The sequence below is a fragment of the Vibrio hannami genome (assembly GCF_029589055.1).
Classification (GTDB): Bacteria; Pseudomonadota; Gammaproteobacteria; order Enterobacterales; family Vibrionaceae; genus Vibrio; species Vibrio hannami.
Genome location: NZ_JARQZP010000003.1, coordinates 1,670,452 through 1,687,107, shown reverse-complemented (window position 1 = coordinate 1,687,107; position 16,656 = coordinate 1,670,452). Strand labels below are relative to the sequence as shown.

Annotated in this window: 11 protein-coding genes and 2 pseudogenes; 4 read left to right on the top strand and 9 right to left on the bottom strand. The window is 43.4% G+C overall.

The features are described 5' to 3' along the window. Positions 1 to 95: 95 nt before the first annotated feature. Genes P7F88_RS09295 through P7F88_RS09280 form a run of 4 tightly spaced genes read left to right on the top strand, consistent with a single transcriptional unit; the run spans position 96 to position 6,240 of the window. Entirely contained in the window at positions 96 to 1,487 is a 1,392-nt protein-coding gene (locus P7F88_RS09295) for an HlyD family type I secretion periplasmic adaptor subunit (protein ID WP_277823976.1), read from the top strand. Positions 1,488 to 1,496: 9 nt separating this feature from the next. Next, positions 1,497 to 2,195, top strand: a complete 699-nt coding sequence (locus P7F88_RS09290) for a transglutaminase-like cysteine peptidase (protein WP_277823974.1) — start codon at positions 1,497 to 1,499, stop codon at positions 2,193 to 2,195. 5 nt (positions 2,196 to 2,200) lie between these two features. Beyond that, positions 2,201 to 4,120, top strand: a complete 1,920-nt coding sequence (locus tag P7F88_RS09285) for a bifunctional diguanylate cyclase/phosphodiesterase (RefSeq protein ID WP_277823972.1) — start codon at positions 2,201 to 2,203, stop codon at positions 4,118 to 4,120. Between the two features lie 5 nt (positions 4,121 to 4,125). Continuing rightward, complete coding sequence (locus tag P7F88_RS09280) at positions 4,126 to 6,240, top strand: type I secretion system permease/ATPase (RefSeq protein WP_277823970.1); 2,115 nt, start codon at positions 4,126 to 4,128, stop codon at positions 6,238 to 6,240. Here the strand turns inward: P7F88_RS09280 and P7F88_RS09275 are convergent. From P7F88_RS09275 to P7F88_RS09235, 9 genes and pseudogenes are all read right to left on the bottom strand, one after another. Beyond that, the gene (locus P7F88_RS09275) at positions 6,237 to 6,659 is read right to left on the bottom strand and encodes a copper resistance protein NlpE (protein ID WP_277823968.1); all 423 of its coding nucleotides are present in this window, start codon (positions 6,657 to 6,659) and stop codon (positions 6,237 to 6,239) included. The two genes, P7F88_RS09280 and P7F88_RS09275, sit on opposite strands and share 4 nt — an antisense overlap. Positions 6,660 to 6,761: 102 nt before the next feature. Beyond that, positions 6,762 to 7,238, bottom strand: coding sequence for a DM13 domain-containing protein (locus P7F88_RS09270; protein WP_277823966.1), 477 nt, complete (start codon positions 7,236 to 7,238; stop codon positions 6,762 to 6,764). 18 nt (positions 7,239 to 7,256) lie between these two features. Beyond that, positions 7,257 to 8,026 (bottom strand): annotated as a pseudogene (locus P7F88_RS09265) (slipin family protein). A 4-nt stretch (positions 8,027 to 8,030) separates the two neighbouring features. Beyond that, entirely contained in the window at positions 8,031 to 9,410 is a 1,380-nt protein-coding gene (locus tag P7F88_RS09260) for an NfeD family protein (protein WP_277823964.1), read from the bottom strand. 76 nt (positions 9,411 to 9,486) lie between these two features. Further along, complete coding sequence (locus P7F88_RS09255) at positions 9,487 to 11,172, bottom strand: DUF342 domain-containing protein (RefSeq protein WP_277823962.1); 1,686 nt, start codon at positions 11,170 to 11,172, stop codon at positions 9,487 to 9,489. A 169-nt stretch (positions 11,173 to 11,341) separates the two neighbouring features. Beyond that, positions 11,342 to 12,799, bottom strand: coding sequence for a GNAT family N-acetyltransferase (locus P7F88_RS09250; RefSeq protein WP_277823960.1), 1,458 nt, complete (start codon positions 12,797 to 12,799; stop codon positions 11,342 to 11,344). Between the two features lie 17 nt (positions 12,800 to 12,816). Continuing rightward, a complete protein-coding gene (locus tag P7F88_RS09245; protein WP_277823958.1) occupies positions 12,817 to 13,380 on the bottom strand; it encodes a tRNA(Met) cytidine acetyltransferase TmcA domain-containing protein in 564 nt (187 codons plus the stop codon). Between the two features lie 97 nt (positions 13,381 to 13,477). Next, positions 13,478 to 14,452: a ParB/RepB/Spo0J family partition protein gene (locus tag P7F88_RS09240; protein ID WP_277823956.1), complete on the bottom strand. Its 975-nt coding sequence runs from the start codon at positions 14,450 to 14,452 to the stop codon at positions 13,478 to 13,480. Positions 14,453 to 14,458: 6 nt separating this feature from the next. After that, a pseudogene (locus P7F88_RS09235) lies at positions 14,459 to 15,676 on the bottom strand (ParA family protein). Between the last annotated feature and the right edge of the window lie 980 nt (positions 15,677 to 16,656).

The window sequence follows — 16,656 nt, the reverse complement described above, 5'->3', positions numbered from 1 at the left end:
ACTGAGAAATTTAGTAAATTTTTTGGTACCTTAACATTTGCAAAATCTAAGAATAAAATGGACACCATTGCCGCATCGAATGATTGGGATGATTGATGAGCAAAAGAAAGTATCAGAAACTTGATGAAGCAGAGTTGGATTATTTAGACGATAAAACCGCCGCTCTGCTCCTCAAAACACCAAAGAACGCCCGTATTTTATTATGGGTAATGGTGTTATTTTTTGCCTTTGCTGTCGGTTGGGCTTCCTGGGCTCAGATAGATAAGGTTACCGTAGGCGAAGGAAAAATTATTCCATCATCACAGCTTCAGGTGGTACAAAACCTGGAAGGCGGCCTTGTTAAGCAGATTCTTGTACGTGAAGGTCAGGAAGTGGAAGAAGGCCAGCAACTTATTCTGATCGACGATACCCGCTTCCGTTCTGATTTCAGAGAGCGCGCACAACAGGTTCTGAACCTGACAGCCAGCGTACTTCAGCTATCAGCTTCTATCACCAGTGTCGTGATTAACGAAGATGTAGCGGACCGTGAGTGGCAAAACAGCGTTCAGCTCAATTTCAATAAGTTAGCTTTCCCGCCTCAGTTTGAAGAATCCAATCCTAAGCTTGTTCTGCGCCAGAAAGCGGAATACCGACAAGACCTTGAAAACTTAGACAATCAGCTTTCAGTACTCGATCAGCAAGTAAAACAGAAACAACAGGATCTGGTAGAGCTTAGAGCCAGAGCTGAAAACCTGAGACAAAGTTATAACTTTGCTCGAAGAGAGTTAGAAATCACCGAACCACTAGCGCTTGAAGGTGTGGTTCCTAAGATTGAGCTACTAAAACTCGAAAGACAAGTTAATGATACTCGTCGCGAGATGACATCAACAGAGCTGAAAATTCCTACTCTGGCTTCCGCTATCAAAGAAGCAAAATTAAGCCGCATTGATGCAGCACTTAAGTTCCGTTCAGAGCAACAAGAAAAGCTTAATCAGGCTCAGGATCAACTCTCTGCATTGACCGAATCGACAGTCGGCCTGGAAGACAGAGTTAACCGAACCATTGTTCTTTCTCCGGTTAAAGGAACCATCAAAAAACTGCATATCAATACCGTTGGCGGTGTTATTCAGCCAGGTATGGATATCGTTGAAATAGTACCCTCAGAAGATACATTGCTGGTGGAAGCGCAAATCGCTCCAAAAGATATCGCCTTTCTTCGGCCGGGCTTACCCGCTATTGTAAAGTTCAGTGCTTATGATTTTACCCGATATGGCGGCATGGATGGTCAGCTGGAACATATTAGTGCCGATACCATTCAGGATGAAGAAGGGAACAGTTTCTATCTGGTACGAGTCAGAACAGATCAAACCAAATTCGGTGGTAACGAAGAACTCCCTATCATTCCGGGGATGACCGCTTCAGTGGATATCATTACCGGAAAAAGAACCGTACTGGATTACATACTAAAACCAATTATATCTGCTCAGAAAACAGCATTAAGGGAATAAAGAACGACAATGTTAAAGCCTGTTAAGACAGCAAAGCATAAGTTTAAGCGTTGGTTAATACCTGCGCTGCTGTCTGTTACCTCCCTTACTGCGACCGCACTAAATCCGGAAGAACAGCGCTGGGTTGAAGCGGTAACTCTTACGTATGGAGAAAGAGCGGGCAAACGAGTGGAAACCTGGCGTTCAAAATTATCTCACCTCAGTGATGAGGCGGAGAAAATTAAGCTAAGAGAAGTAAACAAGTTTTTTAACCAGCTCTATTTTGTGAATGACATCGATCTCTGGGGAAAGAATGACTACTGGGCTACCCCATTAGAGTTTCTGGGAGCCAACGCCGGGGACTGTGAAGACTTTACCATAGCGAAGTACTTCTCACTGCTTGAACTTGGCGTATCAGATACAAAATTGAGGCTGGTCTACGTAAAGGCGCTGGAACTGAACCAGTTCCACATGGTTCTCGCCTACTACGAAAAACCGAGCTCAGTCCCGGTGATTTTAGACAATATCAATCCCGTTATTAAACCAGCGACACAGCGAAGAGATTTATTACCGATATACAGCTTTAACGGTAAAAACCTGTGGCTGATGAAAGAGAAGGCAAGCGGTACACTGGCAGGAAAATCTTCCCGCCTTAGCCTTTGGAACGAATTACGCTCCCGCAGAGATGCGGTCAAGCTAAATAAACCAATAAGAAACTATGGTGAGTAAGCACAATGACACTATATAGACAACTCGTCACTGGTATGTTGGCAGTTTTTATCATACTCATTGGCGCCGTATTTGCTATCGAGTTCAACACCACTCGGAACTTTTTAGTTCAGCAACAGCGCTCTGAAATGAACAACACCATCAATACAGTGGGGCTTGCTTTGGCACCCTACCTTGAACAGGACGACAGAGTCGCCGTTGAGTCTGTAATTAACGCTCTGTTCGATGGTAGCTCATACTCTGTGGTAAAACTGAGCTTTCTTGACTCGAATGAAGAGATCATCCGAAGTTATAAAGTCGTCGCTCATGGTGTCCCTGATTGGTTTATCAACCTAAACCTGCTGGAAAAACTCCATGACCGCCGCGTTGTCACCAGCGGCTGGTTACAACTAGCCGAAGTTGAAATTATCAGCCATCCTGGTGACGCTTATGAACAGCTCTGGAAAGCGATGGTTAAGCTATCAACTGCCTTTTTCGCCATTTTTATTATTGGCTTACTCGCTATTGCTTTCCTTCTTAGCAGGGCTCTTCAACCGTTGCGTCAAATTACTGAGAAAATGAAAGAGATCGCTGAGAATAAATTCGGCAAACCTCTTGATAGACCTGTGACCAAAGATCTTGTTGCTGTGGTCGATGGTATCAACGTTATGTCTCAGCAGGTAGAGAAGAGCTTCAAAGCTCAGGCTCGTGAAGCGCAGCAACTACGAGAGCGAGCGTATATGGATCCTGTGTCGCAGTTAGGCAACCGCTCATTCTTTATGGCTCAACTGAATCAGTGGTTAACGGAGTCAACCAAAGGCGGTATTGCCCTGCTTCAGGCACAATTCATCAAAGAAACTTATGATGAATCAGGCTACGAAGCGGGTGACAACCTAGTTCGGGAGCTCGCTGACAACTTAAAACTAACAACATCTCTGGATACCGTTACTATCGCCCGTATTAAAACCGATGAATTTGCCTTTATTCTACCGGGGCTAAACGAAGACGAACTGAAAGAAGTAGGCACAAATATCGTAAGCAGCGTAAGAAACGTTAAGCCGGATCCTACTGGCATGAGCCCAGAGAATGCGTTCCTTGGCCTGGTCTACAACGAGTCAACAAAAGCAACAACGGATGTTCTTGCACAGGTTGATAATGCCGTGACTAAAGCTCGCTCAGAACCAGAACTTGAATTTGGTTTGATCACAGAAAAATCTCAACAACTGGCGCTTGGTAAGCAGCAATGGCGCTCACTTGTTGAAGAAGCTCTGGTTAATAACGCGGTACAATTTAAATTCCAGACTGCTGAAACCAAAGACAAGTCTATGTTCCACAAAGAAGTGTTCTCTGCCATAGAGATGAACGGGCAACGCTACTCAGCAAACCAGTATCTTTTCGCTCTGGAGCAACTCAACGTAGGCTACCTGTTTGATGAATATGTTGTCGCACAAATGATTGCTCGTCTGGCAACAGGAGAAATCAGCGAACCATTAGCGATCAACCTGACCGTAAGTAGTGTCACAGAGCCTAGCTTTATTCGCTGGCTAACCAAAGAACTTAGCAGACATAAAGACATCGCTCACCTGCTGCACTTTGAGATTCCGGAAATCTGCTTTACCAACCATCAGCATCACACCGCTCTGCTTTGTCATGCTATCAGAACATCTGGTGCAGAATTTGGTGTTGATAATTATGGTCGAAACTTCCACTCATTGGATTACATCAACGAATTCAGACCTAAGTATGTGAAACTCGATTATCTGTATACGCATCAGATCGAAGACGAAAAACAACGTTATACACTAACGTCTATTTCTCGTACTGCCCACGACCTTGGCATTACAACCATTGCATCAAGGGTAGAAACTCAGACTCAGCTGGAATTCTTGTCGGAGCACTATATCGAAGCATTCCAGGGCTTTATCGTCGGAAATAATAAAGGTTAAGTTGGATGCGCGATCCATTATTAAATTCACTCGTATACGTTAGCCGTTACTATGGCCTATCTAACTCGCCAGAAGCACTGGTGAGTGGCTTGCCATTATCTGATGGCTGCTTAACCCCTTTTCTTTTTCCACGCTCAGCTGAACGAGCTGGCCTGGTAGCAAAAGAGAACCGAACCCCCCTTTCAGATATTTCAGATCTGGTTCTTCCTGTTGTTTTGTTGCTGAAGGATGGGGATGCTTGTGTACTGGTCAGTGTCAACGAAAGCACACAAGAAGCAGAAGTAGTAACGATAGATTCGCACCTTATTCCGATCGCGATCCCGCTGGAAGAGCTGGAACAACAGTATACTGGTCGCTACTTTCTGGTAAAAAAACAGTTCAGATATGATGAGCGTTCACCCGAGATCCTTAAAACGCGTGATGGTCACTGGTTCTGGAGCACGATTTTCGAATCAAAGCATATCTATCGTGACGTTCTGATAGCATCACTTCTGGTAAACATATTTGCCATTGCGGCCCCGATGTTCACCCGTCTGGTGTATGACAAGGTCGTTCCTAACCTTGCGTTTGAAACCTTATGGGTACTTGCATCCGGTATTTTCGTCGTCTTTATATTCGACCTGATATTAAAACTACTGAGAAGCTACTTTATTGATGTAGCAGGCAAAAAATCTGACATTCTTATCTCTTCCAAACTGTTCAGCAAAGTGATGGGGATTAGGATGGAGAGCAAGCCTCCTTCCGTTGGGGCATTCGCAAGACACCTGCAGGAGTTCGAATCGATAAGAGAGTTCTTTACCTCTGCCACCATTAGTGCATTGATAGACTTACCGTTTGCTCTGATGTTCCTTATTATCATCTGGCTGTTAGCTGGCAACCTCGTGATAATCCCAATCGTAGGTGTGGTGATATTGATCATCCATTCACTGCTCATTCAAGGACCATTAAGAAAAAGCATTGAAGAAGGTTCACGCCTTGCTTCTCAGAAATACGCTAACTTAATTGAAAGCCTTGCCGGGCTCGAGTCTGTAAAGCTGTTTGGTGCTCAAAGCCAGTTCCAGTACCGCTGGGAAGAAGCGGTTACCCATATGTCGAACTGGGGCATCAAGAGCCGTAGAATTACCGACTCGATTCAGAACATGGCTGGCTTTGTTCAGCAATCATCCAACGTTGGCATGATTATCCTTGGTGTTTATCTGATCGCAGAAGGAGAGCTGACTATGGGTGGCTTGATTGCTGCCACCATGCTCAGTGGGCGTGCAATCGGACCTCTGGTTCAGCTGTCACTACTTTCTACCCGTTATAATCAGGCAAAATCTTCAATGACCATTATTAATCAGGTAATGGAAATGCCGGACGAACAGGAAGAAGGCAAGCGTTATATCCACCGACCTATTATTCAGGGCAAAATCGAGTTGGATAAAGTGACCTTCCACTACCCCGATTCGCCTGTTGCCGCAGTCAGGGATCTTAGCCTGACCATCAATCCGGGCGAGAAAGTAGCCATTATCGGCCGAATTGGTTCAGGTAAAACGACTCTGGAGAGGCTCATAATGGGCTTGTATAAGCCTACAGAGGGTTATGTACGTATAGATGACACCGACATCAACCAACTTCATCATGTCGACGTACGGCGTAATATAGGCTGTGTACCGCAAGATAGTGTACTGTTCTTTGGCTCTATCAGAGATAATATTACTCTGGGCCAAACGTTGGTGGATGACCGCGAAGTACTGGATGCTGCAAACCGTGCGGGTGTTACTGCATTTACACAGCAAGATCCGGCAGGCCTTGAACGTCAGGTAGGAGAAGGTGGTACGCTGCTATCAGGTGGTCAGAGACAGGCTGTTGCCATCGCCAGGGCAATGCTCGGCAGGCCACCAGTTTTGTTGCTGGATGAGCCTACCAGTGCGATGGATAACCGTTCGGAGATGCTTATTAAGCACCAGTTGAATCAGATGAAAAGCGATGAGACCCTAATTCTGATCACTCATAAAACGACTATGTTAGACGTTGTAGACAGAGTGATCGTAATGGAAAGAGGCACTGTCATCGCGGATGGTCCAAAAGAACAAGTCTTGTCAGACTTGAAGCAAGGTAAAGTACGAGCAGCCTCTTAAGGCTGCTTGCTCAATATAAAGTTGCCACCTTTTTCATCGGTTATGGCATCTCCGGCACCATCGATAAGAAGCAGCCGATTTTCTTGCACCCAGAACGTCATGTCTTCAATGGTGATATTGGTTCCAGAGTTACTCCATATCACCGCCCCTTCTTCCATTACAGCAATCCCCATCTTACCAATATAGGTGCGGCTCATCATATAGGAACCATCTTTGTTTAGTTCCAGATAAAGCTTAGTTCCTTCGCAGTCAGTACATGGAACCTGCCCACGGTATGTGCCAAACCAGTCCAGAGAGTTACGTGCATTATGCGCAGCATCCATCATTACTGGAGCCTCTGACTGACTAGTACTCTCTGTAGATTGGCACCCCGCAAGAGCCAAACAACCGACTAAAACAACTGATACAAGTTTTCTCATAAGTTATTACCTGTTTATAATCGTTATATAAACGTATAACCTGAATGCCATTCTTACCAGAAAAAAGCTCAATTATTCAATAAGTAATGAACTAGGATTCAACTATTTGTACTTGGCTGAAGTGATAAATTCACCAAAGGTTTCACACCAAACAATGACACTGTTGTAGGCTGATGTGTTGATACCTTCAGGAACATCCACCACAAAGTTATCGAAAGTTTTAATATCCCCGATACGAACCATTGAGTGTTTCAGTCGGTTAAAGTCACTTTCTGTTTCCACAAATTCCGGCGATAAATAGAGTTTGTAGTCAGGACCCGGAGCAAGCTCTCCCATAAAAGTAACTACTTGCTCACCGATAGAAACCGTACCCTCGCCCCAATGAAAGGTATCACTGTCTTGTAAGTCTTTTCGGAAGGTAGCTTTATATAACGCTTGTGAAGAAGCGGTTTTGACCTCCGCTTCACTCGGTGCTGGTGGAGCAATAAGAATTGGTAGTGCATAAATTCCAGCACCAAATCCGAATGCACCTACCGCTAAATGCGTTGCAACAAGTATCCCTAATGTTGTTTTTTTCATTTCCATTCCAACCAATAATTATGAGTTGATATCGGTATTATCCTTCTGTTTTGTATGCTTGAAAAGTCCGTCCAGTAGATCCGTTGGCATTGGAAATAGTATTGTTGAATTCTTCTCTCCGGCGATTTCTGTCAGCGTTTGTAGATAACGGAGCAATATCGAGTTTGGCTCTGTTCCTAACTTTGCTGCCGCCTCAACCAGTTTATCTGACGCTTCCATTTCTCCCGATGCATGTATCACTTTCGCCCTTCGTGCACGCTCAGCCTCTGCCTGTTGCGCTATGGCTCTGATCATGCTCTCGTTAAGGTCAACATGTTTGATCTCTACGTTAGAAACCTTAATTCCCCAGCCATCCGTTCTGGCATCAAGAATCGATTGAATATCATCATTAAGCATCTCTCGATTTGCCAGCATCTCATCTAACTCATGCTGACCTAGTACTGACCTTAAGGTTGTCTGGGCAAGTTGCGACGTTGCCTGGAAGTAATCTTCCACATTGATAATGGCTTTTTGTGCATCAACAACTCTGAAATAGATAACCGCATTTACTCTGACAGAAACGTTATCCCGACTAATAACATCCTGACTGGGAACATCCATCACCACGGTTCGCAGATCGACTCGCACCATCTGTTGAATAACGGGAATCACGATGATTAACCCCGGACCTTTTACCTCCTGAAAGCGCCCCAAAAAAAGATGACTCCTCTTTCGTACTCACGCAGCACATGAAACATGCTGTATGCAATCAGGACAATCAAAATTACGACTAGAGTGGGCGTAAACATTCCACTAGCAATCACTATTTCCATCATCGCTTTTATCCTTTTCAGCTTTCTTTACAATCAGTGTCAAACCCTCGACTCGCTCAACCTGTATCAGGTCATCCTTGTAAAGCCGTTGATCACACCTTGCTGCCCAACGTTCTCCCCGAACAAATACATAGCCTTTATGTTGATTGCCTTTGGCGACATGCCCGGTAACCCCAATCAACGATTCTGCACCGCTGACCCGCTCTTTGTGCCTTATTGTCCAGAGCCTTCTGAATACAAAAATAATGAATGCGGATGAAATAGCGGCAATAACATAAATAATCCAGAGTGAAACCTGCAACTCCGGTAATTCGCTGTCTATCAAAAACAGTGATCCCAGAATAAACGCAACAATTCCACCAAAGCCGAGTAAGCCAAAACTAGGTATCATGGATTCAGCCAACAACAATGCAAGCCCTACTATAATCAACCCAAGTCCAACATAGTTGACTGGTAGTAGTTGAAATGCGTACATCGCGATAAGAAGTGAAATTGCTCCAATAATTCCCGCAATACCAAAGCCCGGGCTATAAAACTCCAGAAGCAGTCCATATACACCTATCAACATCAAAATATAAGCGACATTCGGATTTGTAATGGTCGCCAGAAACTGGTCTCGCCAATCTGGCTTAATTTCTATTAGTTCAACACCGCTGAGATCCAGCGTGACTTGTTTCTCCCCTAGCAGGACAGATCTTCCATTGGCTTTATTTATCAGGTTTTTCGTATCTGCAGCTATTACATCAATAACATTAAGCTCCAGCGCTTCATCTGCCGATAGAGTAGCAGCTTCTCTTACCGCTTTTTCCGCCCATTCAACGTTCCGCCCTCTCAATTTAGCTAAAGAACGAATATACGCGACAGAGTCATTCAGGATTTTTTTCTCCATCGCCGTTGGTTCATTGCTCTTGCTTTCGTTGGAATTCTTATCATCACTTGTTCCCCCTATTTGCACAGGCGTTGCTGCACCCAGCGTCGTCGCCGGAGCCATCGCCGCTACATGGCAGGCATATAGGATATAAGTACCCGCGCTGGCAGCACGTGCACCTGAGGGGTGTACCAGGCATAACACAGGAATATTGGAAGCAAGAATTTGCTGATTGATATCTCTCAGGCTAGTAACTAATCCGCCAGGAGTATCTAGAGTAATAATGATCGCAGGAATATTGGGGTTCTGATTGGATTTCTCTATCTCTTTTATGACGTAACCACCTACAGCGGGGCCAATTGCTCCACTAATGGATAGTACAGGAACCGTCCTTAAGGCGTTCGCGTCATCATTTTCTTGAGTGTCCGCTATGGACGGGCTGAGTATGCAGGTAAGACAAACTAAGATAAATCTTAGTAGCCAGCTTCGCATTAGACTTTCCCTCTTGAGACATACTAAAAGTGTAGTCTAAATCTCGCAGGACTATCTAACGGGGTAAGAATGAAGATTACAGCTCTTCTTCGTCTTGTTCTGCGCCTTCAACCATAAGGCTGCAGTGAATTGTGTATTGGTCAAAAGAAAACTTAGCCGCATTATGTTCGCGTTTAGTAATGACAACTTCATCACCATATTGCACAGTCACGCGGGTATAGACTTTCTCTTTCACTTCAACTGTATTTACCTCAAGTAAACGCTCAAGTTCAGATTCAGCCCATTCTCTCTTGGCTTTTGCCTTAGTCAGCAACTCGTCATTTTTTGCTTTTAGGGCTTCGATTTTTTCTAGCTCCTGGGGATCTCGTTCTGATTTGGGAAGTTTCTTAAACTCCATCTCTTTACGAATGGCATCCATAGTGCTGTTCTGAATCGTGGTGTAGCGCTCTTTTAGCTCATTTAATCCTTGCTTGTATTTATTAAATCGCACAAATGGCTGAATAAATGTAGCAGTATCACCCTCTACGCCTAAGTTAGCGCATACGACTTTTCCACCGACTTTAGAAAGACCACCACTCAATGTGCCCTTTTTCTCGGTAGAATCTAGTACTGTTAGATTTCCGGTACACATAACGGTGTTGTTCATACTGTGTAGTTCGAGTTCTATATCTCCCATCGCCTGCAAAAAAGCGAACTGAGCATATTTGCTTTTAATATTGCTGTTGGTTTTAACTACACAGGCTTTGTCTTCACCATCATCCACCGCATGACCAATTATGCCTTTTCCAACGATAATATCTTCCTGAGCCTGGACATCGGCCGACTCGATAAAACCGCCAACGGTAATAGAACCTGTTGCTCTAACAATCATGCCTGGTTCAATATTTCCCGAAACAACGATACTGCCTTTGAACTTAACGTGCCCCGTAGATACGTCGATGTTTTTTAGATTTAGAGCAGGGTCAACTTCTACACTTGTTTTCTTGATGATTGGCATGCCCGAAATAGAGGCACGAAGTAGATTAGGATTTGATTTATCGATCTCGGTCCCTTTACCAGCCTTTAACGCGGCGTCTTTTCCAGCGGTAGGCTTAAGTATAGAACCTAGAACCGTAAAACCCGGCTTACCTTTTGTGGCAGGGATTCTTTTGAGAACTTCCTGGCCAGCTTGTACCGTTACTAGCTCTCCCAGATCTCTCATGTCTACCTGATCCGTTTTATTATCAGTAGACTGGGGCTTTAACACCCTCTCTGTAGCATCATCGACTAGTGGAATAAAGCGCGCATCTTTACCATGTTTAGCGTCCTCGCCAACCGCTACCGGCTGAGTAAACTCCTCTCCCGGGCTCAGTTCGCTGCTTACAGCAAGAACTTTTTTCAGTGCAAGTTTATTTATTCCCTTTACAACCTTAGCTTCTGATAGAGCGTGCAGGATTTCAGGACCACTAAGTCCACGCCCTCCATAAGCACCGGTCACGAGAATGGATGCAAGTAGGTCGTGATTCTCTAGAACAACTTTAGCGGTAGCATTCGTTCTTGATGCTACAACTATCCCTTCGAAAGCAGCTTTTTTGGTCTCTCGCGCAGCGGCAACAAACCGATTAACGGCGTCTTCATCATAAAAAAAGTCTTTAGCTCCCAACTCTTCAAGTACACGGTCTAAACCCGAGGCACTAAACGTAGGGCCCACCTCATCGTTGGTAGGTAGCTGAGCTATAACACTACTTTGATCTTCAGATAGTCGAGTAAGTTCGTTCCACATAGTATTGCTAATCCGTATATCGCTGCACAAACAGTCTATCCAATAAATGATACTTTTTGTTGATATTTTGCTTAAAAACAAGCCATACATCACTCATTAGATTTACAGTGTAAATTTGTAGTGTCGATTTACACTGTAAACTACGAACCTAACCAACGGGAATCTCTAATTATTTCACTTTACACTGTAAATTTAGGCATAAAGCGATTTCATTTTTAAGTTGTTGTTCTACATGTTTTCGGCCAGTTAAGCCAAAACTTGAGGCTACTTGTTGCCAACCTGCTCTCTGAAGAACTTTCGCAACAATAATCGCCGGAATAGAATGTTCACTTGAAATAGCATATTGGTTCACTGCTTTGTACAGTTCCCAAAAAACACTTTCATAGCTTACAGCACCGAAACAATAATTCTGTATCAACCGAAAGTTGATGCTTTGAGTATAGGTTAAGTTTGTCCTGGCTCCTGATAAAATAATTCCAAGTAACTCTGAATCTGTATTGGCAAATGTTTCGGGAAGCAGTGATATTAATTGTTCTGAAAAATGCTGAGTTACTGAGTCAAACCAATCGGATTTACAATCCTTTTGAACCATCAAAATAGAGTGAGTACCACTGGCAGGATCGCGCTTCGCACCAAGACGAACCGGCAGAAAACCAGCATCAAGCCAGAATCGATACAGTTCAGAAGTAACACCAAAACTAGTCGCTAGATAATCAAAATCTAGTTCAGCTAAATTATTTAGACTGGCAAGCGCTTTTGAACCTAACCCCAGCCTTTGAGCATCAGGATGAATGGCAATACGCATGACTCTGAGACATCGCTCCGACGCAGCTTTCTCTATACCAAATTGCGTCGCCAAAGTTGAAGCTATCATGTGCCCTTTCGGTCGGCGTTTTCCGGATACCACATCAGCGACAAGCTTTTCTTCCATTCCTCCTTCAAGTTGAACTAACAGGCATCCAACTAAAACACCTTGAATCTCGATATTAATGAGATTAGTAGACTCATCTTCCAAAAGCTGAATCAGATCATTTGGTGATGTCTGGTAATGGGCCGCAACTAATAAAGCGAAGCTACTCTGTGCCATTTTTCGATCTTGTGATAATCGAACCTTAGAAATCAGCTTCAGCTTTAGGCCTTCTTCAGCAGACAGAATATTCGCAGGCAAGGCCTCTGCTTCGGCATTCAGAAGAAACGTATCAAATAGCCACTGTTCTAGAGGATCGTGTTTAGCCCAGCGAATTGGCGTCTTCAGTTCGCATAAGTTCCAGCCCGAACGATGCGTATTAAGCCACTCTGAAAACTTAAGAGTAAATCCTCTTCCGCACCCCTCGTATCCATGTACTGTTGTTGAAAAAACAACTCGGTGATAAGACTCTGTAATCGCAATCAGCATAGGGAGTGGGATCGCTGAAGCTTCATCGACAAGCAAGAGATCGCAAACAGGTTTCGTCTGAAGCAATTCATCAGGAGAAATAAAACTTAAGCTAGAATCCTCGTGCTCAACCAGGCTATTGTTCTTGACTGACGCTTCAGGCAGTAGCCGTTTCGCGTGTTCAAAAAGTGGTTCGACCGACTTCCTGGCAGGTGCTGTTACCAAAATCCTCGCAGTTTTGTCCCGCAGCATTTTTGCAGCCGCGATCCCTAACGCGCTGCTTTTTCCCCTCCCCTATCAGCAGTCATTACAAGCGGCCTCTTTCGATGACCACTTAAAACATGCTGTATATGCTCAACAGCGTAGTTCTGCTCTGAATAATCCGGCAAGGCTTGCTCGTTTGAATACGGATAATTATCAGAAACAAGCTCTCCCTGTTTGACATGCACAAGCGTGCTAAAAGCGTCCCGAAGCCACGGGGTACTACTGCTCGCCCCTTTTTGGTCTAAAAATAAAAATAGAATGCCACCACCGACAAGGCAACCAGTCGAAGCAGTAAAACTATTAGCATCAAAGCCATCTTGATCATCGTAAATCAATACTTGCCTTTCACCTCCAAGCAGCTGATGACCCTGTTTATAGCTAAGTAACTCTATTGAAGGGTACGCATTACCACCCAGCTTTGTCGCATTTGTTATACCTGCTCGTGACAAATACTGACCAATGAGCTCAAGCTTCCATTCATCACTCCCCTCTAAAATAATGGCAACTCTGTGCCTAGAAAATTCTAGTTTGGAACGAAGTTGAAGAAGAAATTCGATTGGCTGTAGCATGATGATTACGTTGCTCTGGGTTTAAACGGAGTTATGGAATATTATCACAAGGTACAAAAAAAGCCGCTACTGCGGCTTTAAGTTAAAAAAGTTGAGCTTAAGAAAGCCTGGATTCGATAAAGTTTAGAATATCTTCCATCGTTGAATCATCGACCTTCTTAAGATTAATAGCAAGGTTGCTGCCTTTTCTGGTAAAACTAGCCCTACCTTTAACAAGATCTTTCTTGGCTGGAGCACTCTTCTTAGCCGGAGCAAACTCGCTAATCCATTGCTCGATATGTTCTGATACTTCTTTAGTTACTCGTGCAACACCTTGTGTTTCGCTATCCTGCCAGACGGCTTTTCCTTCCGTTCTACACTTTTCAAGAACAACGGCTCGACCTTCGTCTGATAGCTCACTGAAAAGCTTATGTAGCTTAACAATCGTAGGTCGACCAATATCAACAACGTTTGGATAAGCCTGAAGTAGTTCCAACGGCAGCGATGCTGCTTTCAAAGCGCCACTGACCAACGCTTCACTGCACTGAAACATTTTGGCCAATGCTTTTTGATCTTCCGCATCACCGGAATCAAGCTTCGCCTGCATCTCTTTGCCACGTTCGTACAGAGATAGGGGTTTATGCGCGTTAGCGACATCTGACAAAAACTTGGAATGTTCTGTGTTTATGTTTTCAGCAACATAAATAAGGAAGTCTTTTTGAGCCAGAATACAGGACATTCTTCGACGCGAACCGTCGAGAACTTCGATTTTCCCCTGTTCATTACGACGCCCTACTGCCGGATATTGCTGCCCTCTTTCTTTTAAGGTTACCAGAACATCAGACAATGCATGCTCGTTAAGAAACGACTGTTCACGAGCATTTTCTTCGAATACAAGAGTTTGTGATTCAATTTCGTTTGCAGGAATTTTTATCAGTTCAAACTCGACAATCTCCTGCCCTGCTACTGCAAGTTCAATAACTTGCGCCTTTTCTTTAGCGGCGGTTTGCGCTTCCTGAGGTGTTGTTGCGCGACGCTTGTTGGCTTTACCAAATAACTTTGCATTCAACTCAGAAGTTTTAATTGCTGCCATCTACCTTTACTCCTGATTTAGTGAAGACCAGTTGCTATGTAATACGCGTTCTAATTCTAGCGCACTTTTTTGTACACAATCCTGTGCATTTAGAAGAGTCTTCTTACCCCCTTCGAAATCACCGACTGTAAGATCAAATACGGTACTATACGTATCTGCACAGGTTTCAAAAGCCCGGCTTCTTGGGATAGTAGCCATCATTACCTGATCATTCAGAAGATAGTTCATTTCAGTCAGAACAGATACCTGCTTCTTATTGTCATCTTCAAACATCGTTGGCATAAGTCGAACAAACTCAAGCCCTTTCCAGTCGTCCGGGAACATTTCGTAAACGGTAGGCAAGTGCTGGAAGAAGTTTACTGTAGAAGCCCAATCAAGACGTTTGGCTGCACAAGGAATAAGAAGTGCATTTGAAGCGTACATTGCATTCCAAACCAAAGGATCAACGTGAGGACCGGTATCAATCATAATAATGTCAAAATCATCAGCGATCTTATCAATCAGCTTTTCCTTCAACAAACGAACAATATCAAGGGACTGATTTTCTGATAGGTCTTGCCACGCTTCTGCATTAAACATAGCATCTTCAGGGAATGCTGAAATAGTCTTTAGGTTTGGGTACTGAGTCGGTAACAATACGTTTTTCTTCAAAAACTCATTGTCTACATCCACACCTTCTGGAACGTTATCCAGCATAATATCGACTGCAGAATAGATATTATCATGATCCTCTGTACTGATTTGAGGATTCAAAAACAGACGCAAAGAGCCCTGAGGATCGAGGTCGATTAAACAAATGCGATACCTTTTATCCAGGTTGAGAGCCAAACAAGCCGCAAGGTGAACAGCTGTCATTGACTTACCAGTTCCCCCTTTTGGTTCTGAACATTGATAACCCAGGGCTTGTTATTTGAGTTAGGTTTACGCTCAGTGGAACTTAGCAACACCAGCTGCGTCCATCAGCATATGAGCTTCTTGTAACGAGATAGAATAATGGTTTGCATTATTCTTAGTGAATTGATGACCTTGAGCTTCCAATTTGCTAATCGCATCATCTAGCTTGCGACGCGTTAGCCCAGAACGGGTTTCCATCAACGCCTTTGACATTGGAGGAAAGTGATCATCACTACGCTCTTCCAAAACAATTTCGATACGATCGGCCTGAACCTGTTTCGTCATCTCAGCCAGCTGATATAAATTGTCTATCGTTTGTTCTCTTTTCATCTTTATTTCCGTTTTGAGACTCAATACAAATATTGTACAGCACTTAAAACATTAAACAATAAAAAGCTGAACATACAATATAGAGTAATATCACATATATATTTACCTCATGTATAAAAAAGCGTTCAATGATGATAAAAGCGACAGTTTTCGCTCAAAATTTACAACACAAAATCTAATGCTTTCATCTGTAAACTTCTTCAGATTTGAATTATTACAGTGTCACATATTTACAATGTAAATTACTAAACGTTACCGGAACTATGCTTATAGAAGGTTAAATTACGGGCAATGAAAGTTGGACTCTAGAACGAAGAGATTCTGGTTAAGAGTTTGTGTTTACATAGGAAAGATGATCAAGGGTGCTCCTTGATCATCTTTCCGTAGATTTTGTTGAAATAGGAAGCATGATCAAGGGAATAAATAGGTTGATATTTCATCAATGTCATAAATAACAAAAGATCCAAAGATCGGATCGATGATCAAGGTTAAATGGATACGGAAGCATGTAAATTCTTGCTGCAATTACGGTGGATGTCTTATGGAGTAAGGGGAAGGCTTCCTTTTCCTAGCAAAAGAGAACGATTTGATAAATTCGAACGACAGTTCTTGATACTTGATCATGCTTTCGTTCTTTAATGCTTACCCCACAACATCTGATTTTGCGTTGATTAAAACAATTGACGCTCGGAAAATAAACAAACAAGCGTATAGCGTTACATTTCTGCACCCTTGATCATTCTTTCGGGGAGGTTTTAGATATAAAAATTAATGGTTACATCCAAAGAGCACACTTCAGGTTGTGGATAACATGTGTTGACATGATGATCATTTTTCCGGAGATTTCATGATCAAGGTTTCAGGAGCTCTATGATCATTGATTCGAGAAAGTTTGATCATCGTTCTGGAACTATGTTGATCATCATTCCGCTAAAGCCTTGATCATGCTTCTGAATAACCAAAACACATTTCACCTACAT